Below are 19096 nucleotides of genomic sequence, written 5' to 3'. Positions count from 1 at the left end.
ATGCACACCTTCCCTCATTACGCCGCCGCGGACCCGGCGCAGGTGTCCGCACTGATCAGGGAGAACCCGTTCGCGCTGGTCGTGAGCGCGGGGGACGGCGTGCCCGTCGCCACGCACGTGCCGGTCATCCTCGAAGGTGCCGCCGTCGCCGGCGGCACGCTGCTCGGCCACATGGCCCGCGCCAACCCGCACTGGCGCTCGTTCGAGGGCTCGCCCGACGTGCTGGTGATCTTCTCAGGACCGCACGGGTACGTCTCGCCCACCGTGTACGCCACCGACCCGGCCGTGCCGACCTGGGACTACGCGGCCGTGCACCTGACCGGCCGGGTGGAGCTCGTGGACGACGCGCTCGACGTGGTGGAGCGGACGGTCACGGCCCTGGAGTCGCTGCGGGATCCCGCGTGGGAGCCCACTCCGGCGTCTCGTGACCGGTTCCGCGCTCTGGTGCCGGGGGTGGTGGCGTTCCGGGTCCACGTGCGTACGGAACAGAGCATGTTCAAGCTGAGCCAGGACCTCGACGCGGAACGGTACGCCAGGGTCCGCGACTCGGTGGCCGCCGGGAACCCGGGACTCGCGGAGCTGATGCGCAGAGCCGGGTGCCCAGCGCTGACCGACGGCGCTGATGGACAGGACCGACGGACAGGGCGGAGGGTCGAGTCATGACATTTCCCGCTTTCACGTCCAGCCAGGGTGAACCCCGATCCCGCGGCGAGGAGCTCGGCTCCCACCGCCGCGCGGCCATCGCCGCCAACCTCGCCGGCTACACCGACCTGTTCAGGGTCGCCGGCGCCACCCCCGCGCAGGTCCGCGCGTGGGGCGAGCAGGCGCTCGACCGCAGCGCCGCCTGGGCGCCCCGGCTGGCCGACGAGGTCGCCGGGATCGCGTCCGGGGCCGGGCTGGAGCCGTGGCAGGTCGCCGTGGTCAACGCCAGGACCGAGATCCTGGCCGCCCTCCACGCGACCGGCGAGGGGGAGTGCTCGACCTCCGTCGTGCTGCCGGGCCCCGGCCTGCCGCCGCGTACGGTGCAGACCTGGGACTGGCACGACCACCTGCGCGACGCCCCCATGTTGTGGGAGTTCGAGCCCAGCCCCGGGCACGTCGTGCGCACGTTCACCGAGTCGGGGGCGCTGGCCAAGATCGGGGTGAACTCGGCGGGCCTGGGCGTGCACTTCAACATCCTGCGCCACGACGCCGACACCGCCGAGATCGGCGTGCCCGTGCACCTGATCGCCCGCCGCATCCTGGACGAGGCGGCCACCGTCGAGGAGGCCGCCGGCATCGCCCGCTCGGCCACGGTCTCGGCCTCCACCGTCATCACCGCCGTGACCGCGGGCGGCGCGGGAGCGATCGAGATCTCCCCGGCCGGCGTGGCCGTCATCCCGCCCGATCCCGGCGGCGTCCTGCTGCACTGCAACCACTTCCTCGACCCGGCGCTGGCCGAGGGGGAGCGGCACGCCACCGAGCGGCCCGGCACGTACGCCCGCCTGCGGCACCTGCGCGACCACGCAGGGGAGCTGAGCGGCGACGACCTCACCAAACGTGCGCTCGCCCTGCTCAGCCACGGCCCCGACGACGCGCCCGTGTGCGCACACCCCGACCCGGCGCAGCCGATCGACCAGCGGTGGGAGACGCTGGCCACCATCGGGCTCGACGTGCGGGCCGGGCGGCTGCGGGTGCACCAGGGCGGGCCCTGCCAGGTCACCGAGGCGACCTGGCAGACGTTCTGATCAGCGGCCCGTCAGCTGAACGCGCCGATCCCGGTGAGCGCCTTGCCCAGCACCAGCGCGTGGATCTCCGATGTCCCCTCGTAGGTCAGCACGGACTCCAGGTTCACGGAGTGCCTGATCACCGGGTATTCCAGGGTGACGCCGCTCGCGCCGAGCAGCGTGCGGCACTTCCTGGCGATCTCCAGGGCCTCGCGCACGTTGTTCAGCTTGCCGGCGCTCACCTGCTCGGGGGTGATCGTGCCGGCCTCCTTCAGCCGCCCGAGGTGGACCGCGAGGAGCAGGCCCTTGCCCAGCTCCAGCGCCATGTCGGCGAGCTTTTCCTGGGTGAGCTGGAAGGAGGCGAGCGGCCTGGCGAACACCTCGCGGTCGCCCGCGTACGCGATCGCGGTCTCCAGGCAGTCGAGCGCCGCCCCCATCGACCCGAACACGATCCCGAACCGCGCCTCGTTGAGGCAGCCCAGCGGCCCGGACAGGCCCCTGGCGCCCGGCAACATCGCCTCGCCGGGCAGCCGCACCCCGTCGAGCACCAGCTCGCTGGTCACGCTGGCGCGCAGCGAGATCTTGTGCTTGACGTCGTTCACGGTGAAGCCCGGTGCGCCCGCGGGGACCAGGAAACCCCTGACGCCCTCGTCCGTGCGGGCCCAGACCACCGCGACGTCCGACACCGAGCCGTTGGTGATCCACATCTTGGTGCCGTTCAGCACCCAGTCGCCGCCCTCGCGCTTGGCCGTGGCGCGCATGCCCCCGGGGTCGGAGCCGAAGTCGGGCTCGGTCAGGCCGAAGCAGCCGATGCGCTCGCCGGCCGCCATCGCGGGCAGCCACTCCTGCTTCTGCTCCTCGCTGCCGTACTTCCAGATGGCGTACATGGCCAGCGACCCCTGCACCGACACCAGGCTGCGCAGCCCGGAGTCGGCCGCCTCCAGCTCCAGGCAGGCCAGCCCGTACGAGACCGCGCCCATGCCCGCGCAGCCGTAGCCGTCGAGGTGCATGCCGAGCACGCCGACCGAGCCGAGCGTGCGGGCCAGCTCGCGCGCCGGCAGCTCGCCGTCCTCGAACCAGCCGGCGACGTGCGGCCGGATCTCCCGGTCGCAGACGCGCCTGACCGTGCTCCTGATCTCGCGTTCCTCGTCGGTCAGCAGCGTGTCGAGGGCGAACAGCGCGGTGGGTGCGATCATGGCCTCTCCATATTTGGATCCAATATTGAAAATCCAATATGCCACGGTTAGGGTGCGTTGACCATGGACGTTCTCAATCTCATCGACGGCCGCTGGGCCGAGGGGGACGGCGAGGAGTTCGCCGACACCAACCCCGCACGACCGGGCGAAGTGGTGGCACGCGGGCGCTTCGCCTCCGGCTCCGAGGTCGAGCGGGCCGTGTCCGCCGCCAGGAAGGCGGCGCCCGGCTGGGCGGCCACCCCCCATCACGACCGCGCCGCAGTCCTCACCGCCGCCGCCGACCTCGTGGACGCCGAGGCCGACGCGTGGGGCGCCGAGCTGTCCCGCGAGGAGGGCAAGACGCTGCCCGAAGCGGTCGGCGAGGTGCGCGGCGCGGCCCGCATCCTGCGCTATCACGCGTCCGAGGCCGACCGGGAGAACGGCGAGGTCTACGCCTCCCCGCGCCCCGGCGAGAACGTCCTCGTCGTCCGCAAGCCGATCGGCGTCGCCGGCCTGATCACGCCGTTCAACTTCCCCATCATCATCCCCGCCTGGAAGATCGGCCCCGCGCTCAGCCACGGCAACACCGTGGTGTGGAAGCCGTCCTCCCTCGTGCCGCTGCTGGCGTACCGGCTGGCGCAGGCGCTGACCGCGGCGGGCCTGCCCGACGGCGTGCTCAACCTCGTCTACGGCGAGGCCGTCGCGGGCTCCGCCATCGTCGACCACCACGGCGTGGACGCCGTGTCGTTCACCGGCTCCACGGCGGTCGGCCGGGCGGTCATCGCCCGCTGCGGCGAACTGGGCAAACCCGTGCAGACGGAGATGGGCGGCAAGAACGCCTCCGTCGTGCTCGCCGACGCCGACCTCGACCACGCCGCCGAGCAGGTGTGCCTGGGCGCGTTCCGGTCCACCGGGCAGAAGTGCACGGCCACCTCACGGCTCATCGCGGACTCCGGCGTGGCCGACGAGCTGCTCGAACGGGTGGCGGAACGCGCCGCGCGGCTGGTCGTGGGCGACCCGCTGAAGGCGGGCGTCGACATGGGCCCCCTCGTCAGCTCGGCCGCCCGCGACCGGGTGACCGCCGGGGTGACGCGGGCCGTCGGCGAGGGCGCCAGGCCGCTGGCCGGCTCGGAACCGCACGCCGGTGAAGGATGGTTCGTGCCGCCGACCGTGCTCGACCTGCCGGGCACCGGCGTGGACTTCTGGCGTACCGAACTGTTCGGGCCCGTCGTGGGAGCCGTGCGGGCGTCCGGCGCGGAGGAGGCGCTGCGCCTGGCGAACCTCAGCGACCACGGGCTGTCCGCCGCGATCTTCACCCGCGACCTGGGAGTGGCGCTGTCGGCCGTCGACCGGGTGGAGGTCGGCGTGTTGCACATCAACTCCGAGTCCGCGGGGACGTTCCCGTACGTGCCGTTCGGCGGGCACAAGCAGAGCGGATTCGGGCCCAAGGAGCAGGGACGGGCGGCCAGGGAGTTCTTCACCCGGACGGTGACCGTCTACCTCGGGGCGCCCGCGTGACCGGTGGGGCGCTGTCCGGGCTGCTGGTGGCCGACTTCAGCCGGGTGCTGGCCGGGCCTTACGCCACGATGCTGCTGGCGGATCTGGGCGCGGAGGTCGTCAAGGTGGAGCGGCCGGGCACGGGGGACGACACCCGCGCCTGGGGGCCTCCGTACGCGCCCGGCGGGCAGGCGACCTACTTCCTCGGCGTCAACCGCAACAAACGCTCGGTCGCCCTCGACCTCGGCGACACGGCGGACCTGGAGGTCGCGCGGGCGCTGGCCACCCGGGCCGACGTGCTGGTGGAGAACTTCCGGCCGGGCACGATGGACCGGCTCGGGCTCGGCTACGACGCGCTGCGCGCGCCTAACCCGGGGCTGGTGTACTGCTCGATCACCGGGTTCGGGTCGGGCGCCGGGGCGGGGCTGCCGGGGTACGACCTGATCGCGCAGGCCGTGGGCGGCTTGATGAGCGTCACGGGCGAACCGGGCGGGACCGGCACCAAGGCGGGCGTGGCTCTCGTGGACGTCATCACCGGCCTGCACGCCGCCCTCGGTGTCCTGGCCGCCCTCCGCCACCGCGACCACACGGGCGAAGGCGGCCACGTCACCGGAGCCGGCCGGCCGCATCCGGGTGGTGGTCCTGGCGGCGGGCAGCGGGTCGAGGTGTCGTTGCTCTCCTCCCTCCTGTCGGCGCTGACCAACCACTCCTCCGCCTACGCCGCCGCCGGCGTGGTGCCGGAGGCCATGGGCAACCGGCATCCCAGCATCGTCCCGTACGAGGTGTTCCACGCGGCCGACCGCCCGCTGGTGATCGCGGCCGGGAACGACCGCCAGTTCCAGGCCCTCTGCGCGGTGCTCGACCGGCCCGACCTCGCCGTGGACCCCCGGTACGCCACCAACGCGGGCAGGGTCGCCGCCCGCGACGGGCTCGTCGCCGCACTCGACGCCGTCCTGCGGGAACGTCCGGCGGACGAGTGGTTCGGGCTGCTCACCGCCGCCGGGGTGCCCTGCGGCCCGATCAACGACCTGGCCGGCGCGTTCGCGCTCGCCGAGGAGCTCGGCCTGGAGCCGTCCGTACGGCTCGGCGGGACCGGCCAGGTCGCCGCCCCCGTACGCCTCGGCGCCACCCCGCCCTCCTACCGCCGTCCGCCGCCGGAGCTCGGGCAGGACGACGCCTGGGTTCGTGAGATATTGGGGCCGTGAGTTCGGACGGGGCAGGGCGCAGGCCGCCGACGGCCCAGCAGTTCGTGCTGGCCGAGCTGCGCCGCGCCATCACGACCGGCCGCCTGCGCCCCGGAGCCCCCATCAGGCAGGACGCGCTGGCGGAGGAGCTCCAGGTCAGCCGGGTGCCGCTGCGCGAGGCGCTCAAGACGCTCGAGGGCGAGGGCCTGGTCACCTACAAAGCGCACAAGGGCTACTGCGTCGCGACGCTCTCGCTCGACGACCTGCGCGAGGTCTACCGCATCCGCGAGCTGCTGGAGGAGGAGGCCGTGCGCCGGGCCGTGCCCCGTCTCACCGACGCCGACTTCGACCGGCTGGAGGCCGCGCAGAGCGACGTCGAGCGGGCCGCCGCAGCGGGCGACGTGCTCGCCATGGCCACCGCCAACCGGCTGTTCCACATGACGTTGTTCGACTGCGCGGGCATGCCCCGGCTGGCCCGGCTGATCAGGACCTTGTGGGACACGACAGACGCCTACCGGTCGATGTACTACGGCGAGGGGGGCAACCGCGAGCGGGTCGTCAAGGAGCACCGGGCCACCCTCGACGCGCTCCGCCGACGCTCCGCCGACGAGGCCGTCGCCACCCTCGACGTCCACCGCGACCACGCGGTCACCGAGCTGGAGTCCCTGCTCCCCGCGTCACCCTGAGAGCGCGCGCGTCGTCCGCGCGGGGCCCGCGGACGTTACTCCGTGTGCTCCCACGTCTCCCGCTGATCGGGGTCGAGGTCGATGGGGGGCAGGTGCAGCAGGTGCAGGTGCGCCATCTCCACCAGTTCCTCCGTGGTGACGTCGAGCAGGGCATCGTAGTCCCTGCGGGACACGTCGAGGGTGAAGCTTCCTCCCGAGCCGTCGTCCAGGACGGCGGTGACCAGGCACCGGTACACCCCGCGCCCTTCGGTGCCGAAGACCACCGCGAACAGAGACCGGATCCGGCTCCGGTGGGCGGACATCCAGCCCGGCCGGCCGACGGCGGAGCGGCCCTGGTCGCGGGCGGTCCGCGCGAGCCGGTCATAGTCGGCCAGGGACGGCTTCTTGATGTCGCCCCGGCCGCCGGGCGAGTAGAGGTCGAGGCTCGGCCACTTCCGGCTCCCGAAGATACGCATCAGCTTCTCCCGAAGTGTCGTTCATCGCCCGCCTGCCCGCCCGGCCGAGGGGCCTCGACGCCCCGTTCGCGCAGGTCCGCGAGTTGCGCGCAGGTCTGCTCAGGGGCGGCTCCCGCAGCCTGCGGGCGCTCCCGAACGCCGGCCGCCAGGTTCACGGCGGTCGTCAGGGCGTCGCCGAGCCTAGCCGAGTCACGCATCGCCCGGACGGTCACCGACTCCAGACGCCAGACGCCCCGCGAACCGGCTGACCGCATGGACGAGGTCTCCGGCGGCCATCCGGAGCCGCATCCCTTCGCCCGGCTCAGGGTGGTGCGAGGCTCGCGGCGACGCCGTCGAGCACCAGTTTCAGCTTGCGGTCGAACCACGTCGTGGCCGGGTCCGTGAGCGCCTGCCGCATGATGGGAGCGAGCTCCGGGCCCACCGCCTCGGCCCAGGCGTCGGCCGTGCTGTCGCGGACGACGCTCGCGCCGGCCGGCGCGTCGAGCTGCTTGCCCCTGCTGAACACGTCGATGGTCAGGTCGAAGACGGTGTCGGCGGCGAGGAAGGCGTTCTCGACCGTGAAGCCGCAGTCGGTCAGGCGGCGCACCGCCGCGCCGAAGCGGAGCATCACCTGCTCGGGGAAGCGGGTGAGCCTGAGGAACTCCTTGATCAGCCCCGGATGCCGCTCCAGCAGACGCCAGAGCGCGGCGGCCTGCGCCTCCAGGTCGGAGCGCCACTCACCGGTGGGCTCCGGCCAGGCGGCGGCGGCGACGGCCCTGTTGATCGCCACCATGACCAGTTCCTCGCGGTCGGCGACGTGGCGGTAGAGGGCCGAGTGAGCGACCTGGAGCCGGTCGGCGACGGTGGCGAGGGTGAGGTTGTCGAAGCCGACCGCGAGGGCGGCGTCGGCGATGGCAGGCCGGGTGATGCGCGGGGGACGGCCGCGCGGGCGGCCGCGCACGCGCCACTCTCGCCCGGAAACCTCGTGGCCCGTCTGCTCGCCGCCCATCACGCTCCCCGATCCCCGCTCATGCGCCCGCCCCTCGCACGAGCACGTCGCGACGGGGGCGGCTCGCCGGACTCATGCCGGCTGGGTCAATCGCCAGCCACGGGCTCGCGTTCGTTCCGTCCAGAACGCAGCGTACCGGCCGTCGAGATCGAGCAGCTCCTGGTGGGTGCCGCGCTCCACGACGGCGCCGCCCTCCAGCATGACGATCTGGTCGGCGGCGGCGATCGTGGTCAGCCGGTGCGCGATGACGAGCAGGGTGCGGTCGCGGGCGAGCGTGGCGAGCGCGTCGATCAGGGCGGACTCGTTCTCCGGGTCGAGCGCGGCGGTGGCCTCGTCGAGCAGCACGATCGGGGCGTCCTTGAGCATGGCGCGGGCGATGGACACCCGCTGCCGCTCGCCGCCCGACAGCGTGGCGCCGGCCTCGCCGACCCTCGCCTGCCAGCCGCCGGGCAGGCGCTCGGCGATCTCGTCGACCCGGGCCAGCCGGCCCGCCTCGCGTACCTCCTCGTCGGTGGCCTCGGGACGGCCGATCCTGATGTTGTCCTCCAGGGTGCCCTCGAACAGGTAGACGTCCTGGAACACGATCGACAGCTGCGCCATCAGCTCCTCCGGCGCGTAGTCGCGCACGTCGTTCCCCGACACCCGCACCACACCCGAGCCCGCGTCCCAGAAGCGGGCGATGAGCCGGGTGAGCGTGGTCTTGCCGGAGCCCGACGGCCCGACCAGGGCGGTCACGGTCCGGGGGGCGACGGTGAGGCTCACGTCACGCAGCACCGGCCGCTCGGCGTAGGCGAAGCCGACGCCGTCCAGCTCGATCGACGGTTCGCCCGCCCGCGCCGTGCCGGTGGCCGGCAGCGGCGGGGTGTCGAGCACCGCCTTGATGCGGCGCAGGCTGCCGCGCGCCATGCGCAGCTCGCCGCCGACGTCGGCGGCGGCGAGCAGCGGCTCGGTGAACCGCACGGCCAGCACCAGCACTCCAACCAGCTCCGGCACGTCCACCGCGCCGCCGAGCGCCAGCGAGCAGCCGGCGATCAGGATCGCGGTGAAGGCGAGCTGCACGGTCAGCGCGACCGTGCCCAGCCCTGGCAGCGTGGTGCGCAGCAGCCGCCGCAGCGTGCTGCGCTGCCGCACCAGCGCGTCGTCGAGCAGGTCGTAGCCGTCGGCCGTGCGCCCGAACGCCCGCAGCGAGGGCTGCTGCCTGGCGAACTCCACCACCCGGTCGGCCCCCTCGGCGCCGGCGTCGTCCATCGCGGTGTCGCTCCGCTGCACCAGGCTCTGCGTCCACCGGAACGCCAGCCACAGGAACGGCGCCGTGAGCAGGGCCGCCAGCCCGAGCCGCCAGTCGAAGACGAACATGCACACCAGCACGGTCGCCGGCGCCGCCACCGCGCTCACCACGACCTGCAGCAGGTGGGCGGGCACGCTCATCACGTCCATGACGCCCTTGCCGACGAGCTGTCCGAGCCGTCCGACGCGGTCGGCGCTGAACCAGCCGACCGGCAGTCCGGCCACGTGGTCGCCGAGCCGGTGGTAGAGGGTGCGCAGGGCGGCCAGGCCGACCGCGTAGCCGTACTGGGCCTGCACGTAGGAGGCGACGGCGGTGGCCACGACCACGGCGGCGAACGCGGCCAGCCACGGACCGACCGACTCCCCCGACAACAGCGCCCGCAGCACCGGCACCAGCATGGCGAACGACAGGCCCTGCAGCACGCCGTACACGGCCATCGCGAGCAGGCTGCGGCGCAGGCGCGCGCCATGTTCCGGGCCGAGTACGGCGCCCAGCTCTCCGATCATCTTGCCGTCCAATCCCGCTCGTCGTCGCGTACGTGCGCCGCCCACATCCGGGCGTAGAGCCCGTCCGCCGCGAGCAGCTCGTCATGGGTGCCGCGTTCGGTGATCCGGCCGCCGTCGAGCACCGCGATCTGGTCGGCGCCGGTGATCGTGCTCAGCCGGTGCGCGATGACCAGGAGTGTGCGCCCGGCCACCAGCGTGGACAGCGCGTCCTGGATGGCCGACTCCGACTCGGGGTCGGCGAAGGCGGTGGCCTCGTCCAGCACCAGGATCGGCGCGTCGGCCAGCAGGGCGCGGGCGATCGCGACGCGCTGCGCCTCGCCGCCGGACAGGTGGGCGTCCTCGCCGATCACCGAGTCGTAGCCGCGCGGCAGCTCCACGATCCGGTCGTGGATCTGCGCGGCGCGGGCCATACGCTCGATCTCCTCGCGCCCCGCGTCCGGGTGGCCGAGCGCGATGTTGTCCGCCACGGACGTGCGCAGCAGGTGCACGTCCTGCAGGACGAAGCCGACATGGTGGTAAAGCTCCGCCGAGCCGATGGCGCGCACGTCGGCGCCGCCGACCACGACCTGCCCGGATTCGGGATCGTAGAAGCGGGGCAGCAGCTTGGCCAGCGTGGACTTGCCGGATCCGGACGGCCCGACGAGCGCGGTGACGGTGCCGGGCTCCAGCGAGAGGCTCACCTCGCGCAGCACGGGCGTCGTGCCGTCGTAGGAGAACGACACGTCGCGGAAGTCGACCGCGTGGCCGACCGGGCGCACGGGGGTCTCGGGCTCGGGCAGCGGCGGCGTGTCCAGCAGGGCGGCCACCCGCCCCGCGGACTCGGCCGCGCTCCTCAGCCGCATCGAGCCCATGTCCAGGACCAGGAAGGGCGCCGTCAGCGCCACGCCGACCAGCACGAACGGCAGCACGTCGACCGGCTCGATCCAGCCGTTCGCGGCGAACAGCGCACCGCTGGCCGCGGACACCAACAGCATGGCTGGCGGCGAGATGAACGCCATGGACAGGCCGCTGAGCCGGAGCATGGGGCGCACCCAGGCGCCGAAGAAGTCGGCGAAGTCGTCGGCGGCCTCGGCGAAGCGCCGGTAGGAACGCCGGGTCTGGCCGAACGTCTTGATCACGGCGATGCCCTGCACGAACTCGACCACGGCCGAGCTGATCCGGCTGTTCGCCTCGCTCCAGCGCCGCATCTGCTCGTCGTAGCCGCGCATCATGATCGCGAACGCGGCGGCGAAGAGCGGCACCGGGATGAGCACGACGAGGGTGAGCCGCCAGTCGACGTACAGCAGGTAGACCAGCGCGGCCAGCGGGGTCACCACGGCCGCGAGCAGGTCGAGCGCCGCGTGCGCGATCAGGTGGTGCATCTCCCTGACGTCGTCCTGGAGCACCTTCTTGACGTGGCCGGAGTTGCGCTCGCCGAACCAGCCCAGCGGCACCCGCGACAGGTGCGCGGCCATCCGGCGGCGCAGGTGGAGCTGCAGGTCGGCGTCCGCGAAGTGGGTGATCGCGCCGGCCGCCCCGAACGACAGGAACCTGATCAGCAGCCCTGCGACGGCCAGGGCGGCGATCGGCCAGGGCCGGCCTGGGCCGCCGGCTCCCGGGCTGAGCAGCACGCGGGCCAGCTCCGCCACGCACACGAAGGGCACGAGCGCCGAGATCGCGTACACGAGCTGGAACGCGGCGGCGGCGATGAGCCGTGGCCTGATGGGGGCGAGCAACGCGATGAGCGCGGCGCGGCCGGGGGCGGGCGTGCCGGCGCCGTCCGGCGCGGGCGCCACGGGGGCGGCCGCCTCGGCGGTGATGGTCATGGGATGGGCCTCCTGCGGTGTGCGGGGGTGCCCGCTATTTTGTTACAAGCTGTCTTGAATAGGCAAGGGTAGCCTAACGAGTCTCGGTGTCTAGGGGTGGGGCGCGGGGGATGCATTCCCGTGTCATGCGCTGACCAGGCGTGATTTGTGGGGCTTTGCCCCGTTCCATTTTCTGAAGTCACCGCAGACATCCACCCGCGCCCTTACCTTGACGGTGATCATTCGGCACGAACGCCATAGGAGGGCAATGTTCTCCCAGCACCGACGGGTGGGATCCACGCTGATCGCCGTCGTCCTGTCACTCGGCATGACGGCCGCGGCGGCGCCCGCGTCCGCGCACCCGTTATCCGCGCACCCGTTATCCGCGCGCCCGTTATCGGCGCGCACGTCATCGACCGCGTTGTCCGCGGAACGTGTCACCGTCCCCGCCACGGCCGACGTGTTCGTCAGCCAGGCCGAGCCCTCCAAGAGCTTCGGCACCGCCACGTGGATGTCCGTGTGCGGCCCGACCTGCGGCGGCAAGACCTCCGCGCAGCGGCTCGCGCTCACCAGGTTCAAGGTCTCCGGCATCCCCGGTGACGCCACGAACGTCAAGGCCACCCTCGACGTCACCTCCGCCAGGACGACCGGCACGAAGCTGTCCGCCCGCACGGTCACCGGCGACTGGACGGAGACCGGGACCGTCTGGAATGACCGGCCGGAGACCGGCGGCGTGATCGCCTCGCACAGCGGCTTCACCGCCGGCGAGAAGGCCGAGCTGGACGTCTCGGCCGCCGTGACCGGCAACGGCACCTACTCCTTCGCCCTCACCGGGACCGACGAGACGACGACGGTCCTGTTCTCCTCACGCGAGACAGGCGACCGCGGCCCCAAGCTGACCGTCACCTACACCGCCGGCACGCCCGCGCCCTGCGCCGCGCTGCCCTTCGACAAACCCTCGGTCGCCGCGCTGCGGGCCTCCGCCAAGAAGGCGTTCGCGTTCTACTTCCCGCCCTTCCCCGTGTCCATCGACAACAAGGACCCCGCGAAGGACCAGTACGCCTCCTGGCTCGACCCTGACGGCTCCGGCGGCGCCTACAAGGACCGGGGCGGCTACCTCAGGGACCGCCCGGTGACCCGCTCCGTGCGGCCGGAGGCGCACTGGCGCCGGCTCGACTTCGAGATGGAGGTGCGCCAGGCGATCGCGCAGGGGCTGGACGGGTTCATCTACGAGCACCACACCTCCAGCGACCAGCGCTGGAACCACCTGCCGGAGCTGCTGGACGCGGCCAGGAACGTGGACCCGGGCTTCAAGATCGTGCTGAGCCCGGACTTCCCGACGGAGTCGGGCGCCTCTGTCGCGAAGGTGGTCTCCGACGTCCTGCTGGTCAAGGGGCATCCGTCGCTGTACACGCTGCCGGACGGCAGCGTGCTGCTCGCGCCGTACCACGGCGACCGCCAGCCGCCTGCCTGGTGGCAGAAGGTGCGGGACCAGCTGTCCGCCGAGGGCATGAAGACGTCGTTGCTGATGATGTTCAACTACTGGAGCGGCAGCGGCAAGACCCAGTGGGACGACCATGTCTACGGCTACTCCTCCTGGGGGGCGAACCGGCCGGAGGTGACGGACGCGTTCCGTCGTGCCTCCGAGGCCACGCACGAGCGCGGCCTGACGTACATGGCCCCGATCGGCTTCGAGGACACCAGGGCCAAGGAGCTGCACTACTGGGAGGCGCAGAACAGCAGCACCCTGCGCGGCTCGTGGAAGTCCGCGATCGACGGCAAGGCCGACTGGGTGCAGCTCGTCACCTGGAACGACTACGGCGAGTCGCAGCAGGCGCCCTCCAAGGTGCGCGGCAAGGTGCTCGCCGACGTGAACACGTACTACACGACGTGGTTCAAGACGGGCAAGGCTCCTGAGATCGTCCGCGACGGCCTCTACTATTTCCACCGCAGCCACAAGGCGAACGCCCCCTACGACACGAGCAAGCAGACGGCGGGCAAGTTCACCATCCCGGCGGGTCCCGGGCCGGTCGACGACGTCGAACTGCTGGCCTTCGTCAAGGAGCCGGGCACGCTGGTCGTCAAGCAGGGCTCCGACGTGAAGACCAAGGAGGTCACCAGCGCGGGCGTGGTGTCGTTCAAGGCGCCGATGGTGCCGGGCACGACGCCGGTCTTCGAGCTCCGGCGTGACGGCGAGACCGTCCAGACCCTGACGAGCAAGACGCCGATCAGGGCCGGCGTCACGTACCAGGACATGATCTACCACGCCGGCGGAGGCACCGGCTGCTCCGGCTAGCACGCACCCCGTCCTGGCGCGGCCGGCCGCGCCAGGACTACGCCCCGCGGACCCGCCCGGCCAGCTCCACCACGGCGCCGATCAGCTCCTCGCCGGACAGCAGGGCCAGGTCGTTGTGGCCGGCGCCGGGCACCTCGACGGTCGTGACCCCGCCGCCACCCGGGCCCGCCGCCTCCGCCACGGCCTTGCTCAGGCGGGGCGGCACGATCGTGTCATCCGCGCCGTACACGACCACGACGGGCACCCGCACGTCCGCGATGTGCTCCGCGACCGGGAAGCGGTCCCGCAGCAGCGCCCTGACCGGCAGGAACGGGTAGGCGACCTGGCCCGCCGCGGCCAGGTCGGTGAACGGCGAGCGCAACACCAGCCCCGCGGGCGGGCGCTCGCGCGCCAGCCCGGTCACCACCCCCGCGCCCAGGCTCTCACCGAAGTAGACCACCCGCGCGTCGCCCAGGAAGGCCCGCGCGGCGAGCGCGTCGAGGCGCAGGCCCTCCTCCGTGGGCGCGCCCGGGTTGCCGCCGTAGCCGCGGTAGTCCATCAGCAGCACCGGCAGGCCGCGCGCCGCCAGCGCCCTGGCCAGCGGCGCCCGGTGCAGCCTGTTGCCCGCGTTGCCGCCGGCGACCAGCACGGTCACGTCGTGGTCGCCGGGCACGTACCAGGCTCCGAGTGTGAGCCCGTCGCCCGTCGTGAACGAGACGTCGCGCGCCCCGGGGATGACCTGGCCCGCGGGCGGCACCTGCGCGCCGTCCGGCAGGTAGATCAGCCGTCGCTGGAAGATCCAGAGCAGCCCGAGGAGCAGGACCAGCACCGCGACGATCACCAGAGCGGTGCGCGCCATCGTCATCACCCTGCCCACGGTACGCATCCCGCCCCCCGGCGGCACGCCCTCAGGCGATCACGCCTGCCTGCACGACGTGGCGGATGTGCTCCGGGCCGGCCAGCACGCCGGCGTCGCCGAGCGGGTCGCCGTCGAGCACCAGCAGGTCGGCGTGCGCGCCCACGTCCAGCGTGCCGATCTCGCCCGCCATGCCGGCCAGCTCGGCCGCGACCGTCGTGGCCGAGCGCAGCACGTCGATCGGCTGCTGCACCTCGCAGCGCAGCCGGAACTCGTGGTTCTGGTGCCGGTGCATGCCACCGAGCAGGTCAGTGCCGTAGACCAGGCGCACGCCGCTGCGGGCGGCGCGCTCCAGCGCGGCCAGCCCCGCGCCGAGCACCTCGTCCACCTTGCGCCGGCTCCCTTCCGGCAGCCCGAACGCGGGCCCCTCCTCCTTGAGCGCCCAGTACGTCACCAGCGTCGGGACGAGGAACGCGTCGTGCCGCAGGAACAGCTCGACACTGTCGTCGTCGATCTGGTTGCCGTGCTCGATGGAGCGGATGCCCGCCTCCAGCGCCCGGTTGACGGCCCGCGCCGTGTAGGCGTGAGCGGCGACGTACCGGTTGGCGGCCTCGGCCTCCTCGACGGCCGCGCGCAGCTCGTCCATCGAGTACTGGGTCGAGTCGATCCTGTCGGTCGGGGAGGCCACGCCGCCGGAGGCCATGACCTTGATGTGGTGCGCGCCCTTGCGCAGCTCGTCGCGGGCGGCCGTGCGCACCGCGTCGACGCCGTCGGCGACCCGGCCGAGGCCGGCGCAGCACGGGTGGTCGTCGTGCAGGTGCTCGCCAGGGCCGCGGAAGTCGGCGTGGCCTCCGGTCTGGCTCAGCCCCTTGCCGCCGAACAGCAGCCTGGGGCCGCGGATCAGCCCCTCCGCCTGGGCGGCGGCAAGCCCGAAGTCCGCGCCGGACGCGTCGCGGACCGTGGTGAAGCCGCGGTCCAGCATGGCGCTCATGATGCGGGCGCTGTGCGCGGCCACGTACGACGGCGCCATGGAGCCGATGGCGCCGAGGTCGGCGGTGCAGGCGGTGACGTGCACGTGCGCGTCGATGAGGCCGGGCACGACGTGAGCGCCCGCGAGATCGAGCACGCGGGTGCCGTCAGGCGCGCTCAGCCCGGGGCCGGTCTCGACGATGCGGCCGTCGGCGCAGCGCAGGTCGGCCTCGGTGTACGCGCCGGTCGTCACGTCGAGCAGCAGGCCGTTGCGGAGCAGCAGACTCATGCGCCACCTTCCCGGAGGGCCGCGCGCAGGGCGGGCACGGCCGCGGGCGCGAGCGACCGGGCGGCGGCCACCGACGCCTCGTCGTACCGGCCCTCGGCGTCGAGCAGGTTGAGCACGCCGATCACCCGGCCGTCCTCGGTCACGGGCACGTTGATGACCGCCCCGCACCCCAGGCTCTCGATCAGCTCGTGGTCGGCGAAGATCTCCCGCACGGCGGCCCGGTCCGCACCGAGGTACGGTTGCCCGCCATCGATGCACCGTGCCAGCCAGCCCTGGGCGACCTCCACGCTCTTCTCGCCTCCCACCGGGTACTGCTCGGGGTGGCTGCTGTGGACGCGGCGCAGCGTACGCCGGCCGGGGATCCAGGCGAGCACCGTGAAGAGCCGCACGCCCACCTCCCGCCGCACGCTCTCCTCCACCTCGGGAAATCCGTTCATCGGGTCGCCTCCTTGGCAGGTTCCGTCAGTTCTTCCAGCGACCGGCCGGCCGTGGACAGTCCGAACACGACCACGCAGATCACCCCGACCGCCAGCACCGCCGTGGTCAGGCCGAACACGCCGCCGAAGCCCAGGGTCGCGGCCGACAGACCGATGATCGTCGGGGCGAGGATGCTGCCGACCCGCCCGAACGCGCTCGACAGGCCGGTGCCCGTGGCCCGGATCCAGGTGGGGAACACCTCGGGGGTGTAGGAGTAGACGCCCGCGTACGTGCCGTTGAGGAAGAACGACAACACCGCGCCGGCGAGCGTGATGGTGACGGGGGTCTCCATCTGCGACAACCAGAACGCGCTGACCGCCGAGCCGGAGAGGTAGAGCGCGATGGTGTTCTTGCGGTCGAGCCGCTCCGACAACCAGGCCGCGGAGAAGTAGCCGGGGATCTGCGCCAGGTAGATGATGATCGAGAACTCGAAGCTCTTGGTCACCGTGATGCCGCGCTGTACGAGCAGCGTGGGGATCCAGGAGAAGAACCCGTAGTACGAGAACGTGATCACGAACCAGACCAGCCAGATGATCCCGGTGCGCCTGGCCATGGCCGGGCTCCAGAGGAACGTGAGCGCGCTCCACAGGTTGACCTTGGGCCTCTCCGTGGAGGGTGCGGTGGCGGCGTCGGGCACCGGCGGGAGCGGGCGGCCGGTGGCGTGCTCGACGCGGCGCTCCAGGTCGGAGACCACGGTCTCGGCCTCGTCGGCTCGGCCCTGCTGGAGCAGGAAGCGCGGCGACTCGGGCAGTGAGCGCCGCCACCACAACAGCATCACGATGGGCACCGCCGTGATCACCTGCGCGACCCGCCAGCCCTCGTCGAGGGTCGGCACGACGAACCGTCCGATCAGGGCGGCCATCACGAACCCGAACGAGAAGAACCCGGCCAGCGCGCCGATGAACCACCCGCGCCGCTTGGCCGGCACGAACTCGGACAGGAACGGCGCGATGATCGCGCTCTCCGCCCCCGCGCCCGCTCCGGCCAGCACCCGCGCGCCGAGGAAGACCTCATAGCTAGGGGCGAACGCGGCGACCACCGAGAAGACGGCGTAGAAGGCGAGTGCGTACATCATCACCTTCTTGCGACCGATGCGGTCGCCGAGCAGGCCCGCGACCGTCGCGCCGAAGAGGAAACCGAACGGCGTCGCGGACCCGATGACGCCGAGCTGGCCGTTGGACAGCCCCCAGGCATCCTGCGCGCTCGGCAGCAGGAACGCGACCACGGCGCTGTCCATGCCGTCGAAGGTGTAGCCGAGCCCGCCGATCAGGAGGAGCAGGTAGTGGGGGCGGCTCAGCGGGAGCCGGTCCAAGCGGGCCAGCAAGGTCATGGGGCAACCTCTCCCAGGTCGTGGCCGAGTAGGTCGAACGCGAAGCAACATATAGTGCGAAATGTCAAAATCGCAATAGTCTTTGCATGGCAGCGTCGGCGTGAGCGCGTAGCATGATTCCGGCGAGGAGAGGATCACGTGGAAGAGCGCGCTACGGACAGCTTCGAAGACTGGCTGCGCTCGCGGCTAGCCGGGCGCGGGCTGCGTGGCAAGGCCGCCGCCGTGCTCGAGGTCCTGCTCTCGCAGCCACGCCGGGCGTCGTTCGGGTCGGCCAGCGAGCTGGCCCAGCTGGCCGGGGTCAACGTGGCGACCGTGACGCGCACGGCGCAGGCGCTCGGCTTCACCGGCTGGCCCGCACTCCAGCAGGAGTTGCGCGCCCGCTACCTGTCCTCGCTCAGCGCCGGTCAGGTCGCCGCCGAGCACAGCGGCAACGGCTCGCCCAGCGCCCGGTCGCTCCGCCGCGACCTCGACAGCCTCGCGCTGCTCAACCGGCGCATGGACGAGCGTGTGCTGCTCACGATCGCCGAGGCCGTCGCCGCCGCCCGCCGCACGGTGATCGTCGCCGACGGCAGCTACGCCGCCGTCGGGCTGGCGCTCGCGCACAACGCCCGGCTGGCGGGTTATCCCGTCACGGCCGTGACGCTGGGCGACGCGGAGCTGGCCAACACCATGGCCGCCCTCGGGCACGGGGACGTGCTGGTGGCGATCAGCTTCTGGCGGCTGTACGAGAGCACGGTGCTGGCGGCGAACGTGGCGCGCTCGCGCGGCGTGCGGGTGTTCGCGGTGACGGACGCGGCCAGCCCCGCCTTGGCGGAGGCAGCCGAGGAGGTGGTGATGGTGCCTGCGGAGGGCGAGGCGTTCTTCCCGTCGCTGACGGCCGGAATGGCGGTGGCGCAGGCGCTGGTCACCCAGCTCGCCGCCGTCGACCCGGCGCGGACGGGGGCCTCCATCGAGGCGGCGGAGGCCATGTGGGGCAGGTTCGGTCTCCTGCACCGCCGCCCCGTCGCGGGCGATCACAGCTGACCGCCCGCGCGCTTCCTTCCTACAGCCAGCTGGCGCGGACGCTGGTCGCCGGTGCGCCGGGCGGGGTGCCGAGCCGGCCGGCGCGCACGCCGTCGAGCATCCGGCCGACCGTCTGCACGATCTCCGGCGCGCGCTCGCGCAGCCCGGCCACGTCGGCGGGGCTCGCCTCGTCACGGTCGGCGCCGGCCTGGTCGAGGACGTCTTCGAGGTCGGCCAGGCGCTCGGCCAGCCACGTCAGCGGCTCGGCGGACAGCTTCCGGTCGAACACCCGCTGCCCGGGCTCCCACCCGCTGGTGCCGGGGTGGTGGTGGGTGCGGTCGAAGCTGCCGGGCGTGCCGTCGACCGACTCCAGCAGGTCGACTCTCCAGAGCGGCCGGTCGATGGTGATGGGCCTGGCGGAGTAGATCGACCCGTTCAGCTCGCCCGAATCGAGCCTGCGCAGCTCCAGGCGCACGCCGTGCTCGGCTCCCTCCTGGCCTTTCATGGGGTTGGGGTCGACGAAGTAGATGTCGCTGACGGCCACGCCGATCCGATCGAAGCCGAAGAGGTAGAGCACGGGGAACCACTTCCTCACGCAGGTGTCCTGGGGGCTCTCCGCTCACCGTACC

At 72.7% G+C, this 19096-nt stretch carries 18 protein-coding genes; 7 read left to right on the top strand and 11 right to left on the bottom strand.

The window, feature by feature from the left end; all coding sequences use genetic code 11:
* Together E1294_RS02040 and E1294_RS02035 are read left to right on the top strand one after the other, a co-directional pair.
* Positions 1–663, top strand: coding sequence for an FMN-binding negative transcriptional regulator (locus tag E1294_RS02040; RefSeq protein WP_132503902.1), 663 nt, complete (start codon positions 1–3; stop codon positions 661–663).
* Positions 660–1727: a C45 family autoproteolytic acyltransferase/hydrolase gene (locus tag E1294_RS02035; RefSeq protein ID WP_132503901.1), complete on the top strand. Its 1068-nt coding sequence runs from the start codon at positions 660–662 to the stop codon at positions 1725–1727. Before E1294_RS02040 ends, E1294_RS02035 begins: the two co-directional genes overlap by 4 nt.
* Before the next feature lie 11 nt (positions 1728–1738).
* Here the strand turns inward: E1294_RS02035 and E1294_RS02030 are convergent, their stop codons facing one another.
* Positions 1739–2902, bottom strand: a complete 1164-nt coding sequence (locus E1294_RS02030; protein ID WP_132503900.1) for an acyl-CoA dehydrogenase family protein — start codon at positions 2900–2902, stop codon at positions 1739–1741.
* A gap of 63 nt (positions 2903–2965) precedes the next feature.
* On the opposite strand from E1294_RS02030, the gene E1294_RS02025 reads away from it, so the two are divergent.
* The 3 genes from E1294_RS02025 to E1294_RS02015 are packed head-to-tail and all read left to right on the top strand — an operon-like array spanning position 2966 to position 6248.
* Positions 2966–4399, top strand: coding sequence for an aldehyde dehydrogenase family protein (locus E1294_RS02025; RefSeq protein ID WP_220447506.1), 1434 nt, complete (start codon positions 2966–2968; stop codon positions 4397–4399).
* Positions 4396–5583, top strand: a complete 1188-nt coding sequence (locus tag E1294_RS02020; RefSeq protein WP_132503898.1) for a CaiB/BaiF CoA transferase family protein — start codon at positions 4396–4398, stop codon at positions 5581–5583. The genes E1294_RS02025 and E1294_RS02020 overlap by 4 nt, the downstream gene beginning before the upstream one ends.
* Entirely contained in the window at positions 5580–6248 is a 669-nt protein-coding gene (locus tag E1294_RS02015; RefSeq protein ID WP_132503897.1) for a GntR family transcriptional regulator, read from the top strand. Before E1294_RS02020 ends, E1294_RS02015 begins: the two co-directional genes overlap by 4 nt.
* 35 nt (positions 6249–6283) lie before the next feature.
* On the opposite strand, the gene E1294_RS02010 is transcribed toward E1294_RS02015, so the two are convergent.
* From E1294_RS02010 to E1294_RS01990, 5 genes are all read right to left on the bottom strand, one after another.
* Positions 6284–6703, bottom strand: coding sequence for a hypothetical protein (locus E1294_RS02010; RefSeq protein WP_132503896.1), 420 nt, complete (start codon positions 6701–6703; stop codon positions 6284–6286).
* Positions 6703–6900: a hypothetical protein gene (locus E1294_RS02005; protein WP_132503895.1), complete on the bottom strand. Its 198-nt coding sequence runs from the start codon at positions 6898–6900 to the stop codon at positions 6703–6705. The genes E1294_RS02010 and E1294_RS02005 overlap by 1 nt, the downstream gene beginning before the upstream one ends.
* A gap of 104 nt (positions 6901–7004) precedes the next feature.
* Positions 7005–7691, bottom strand: coding sequence for a TetR/AcrR family transcriptional regulator (locus tag E1294_RS02000; RefSeq protein ID WP_132503894.1), 687 nt, complete (start codon positions 7689–7691; stop codon positions 7005–7007).
* A 72-nt stretch (positions 7692–7763) separates the two neighbouring features.
* Positions 7764–9485: an ABC transporter ATP-binding protein gene (locus E1294_RS01995; protein ID WP_132503893.1), complete on the bottom strand. Its 1722-nt coding sequence runs from the start codon at positions 9483–9485 to the stop codon at positions 7764–7766.
* Positions 9482–11290: an ABC transporter ATP-binding protein gene (locus tag E1294_RS01990; protein ID WP_132503892.1), complete on the bottom strand. Its 1809-nt coding sequence runs from the start codon at positions 11288–11290 to the stop codon at positions 9482–9484. Before E1294_RS01990 ends, E1294_RS01995 begins: the two co-directional genes overlap by 4 nt.
* Before the next feature lie 247 nt (positions 11291–11537).
* On the opposite strand from E1294_RS01990, the gene E1294_RS01985 reads away from it, so the two are divergent.
* A complete protein-coding gene (locus E1294_RS01985) occupies positions 11538–13565 on the top strand; it encodes a glycoside hydrolase family 71 protein (RefSeq protein ID WP_132503891.1) in 2028 nt (675 codons plus the stop codon).
* A gap of 37 nt (positions 13566–13602) precedes the next feature.
* Here the strand turns inward: E1294_RS01985 and E1294_RS01980 are convergent, their stop codons facing one another.
* From E1294_RS01980 to E1294_RS01965, 4 genes are read right to left on the bottom strand one after another with little or no spacing between them, the layout of a single operon-like run.
* A complete protein-coding gene (locus tag E1294_RS01980) occupies positions 13603–14403 on the bottom strand; it encodes an alpha/beta hydrolase (RefSeq protein ID WP_132503890.1) in 801 nt (266 codons plus the stop codon).
* Between the two features lie 49 nt (positions 14404–14452).
* Positions 14453–15658, bottom strand: coding sequence for a metal-dependent hydrolase family protein (locus E1294_RS01975; protein WP_132503889.1), 1206 nt, complete (start codon positions 15656–15658; stop codon positions 14453–14455).
* Positions 15655–16095 carry a GAF domain-containing protein gene (locus E1294_RS01970; protein WP_132503888.1) on the bottom strand — a complete coding sequence of 147 codons (441 nt, stop codon included), beginning with the start codon at positions 16093–16095 and terminating at the stop codon, positions 15655–15657. The genes E1294_RS01975 and E1294_RS01970 overlap by 4 nt, the downstream gene beginning before the upstream one ends.
* The gene (locus E1294_RS01965; RefSeq protein WP_132503887.1) at positions 16092–17465 is read right to left on the bottom strand and encodes an MFS transporter; all 1374 of its coding nucleotides are present in this window, start codon (positions 17463–17465) and stop codon (positions 16092–16094) included. The genes E1294_RS01970 and E1294_RS01965 overlap by 4 nt, the downstream gene beginning before the upstream one ends.
* Before the next feature lie 138 nt (positions 17466–17603).
* Between E1294_RS01965 and E1294_RS01960 the strand changes: the two genes are divergently transcribed.
* The gene (locus tag E1294_RS01960) at positions 17604–18488 is read left to right on the top strand and encodes a MurR/RpiR family transcriptional regulator (RefSeq protein WP_132503886.1); all 885 of its coding nucleotides are present in this window, start codon (positions 17604–17606) and stop codon (positions 18486–18488) included.
* A 19-nt stretch (positions 18489–18507) separates the two neighbouring features.
* On the opposite strand, the gene E1294_RS01955 is transcribed toward E1294_RS01960, so the two are convergent.
* On the bottom strand, positions 18508–19062 hold the full coding sequence (locus E1294_RS01955; RefSeq protein WP_246082757.1) for a hypothetical protein: 555 nt from the start codon (positions 19060–19062) through the stop codon (positions 18508–18510).
* Positions 19063–19096: the final 34 nt, after the last annotated feature.

Source organism: Nonomuraea diastatica (assembly GCF_004349015.1).
Taxonomy (GTDB): Bacteria; Actinomycetota; Actinomycetes; order Streptosporangiales; family Streptosporangiaceae; genus Nonomuraea; species Nonomuraea diastatica.
This window is presented reverse-complemented; position numbering and strand designations above follow the sequence as displayed.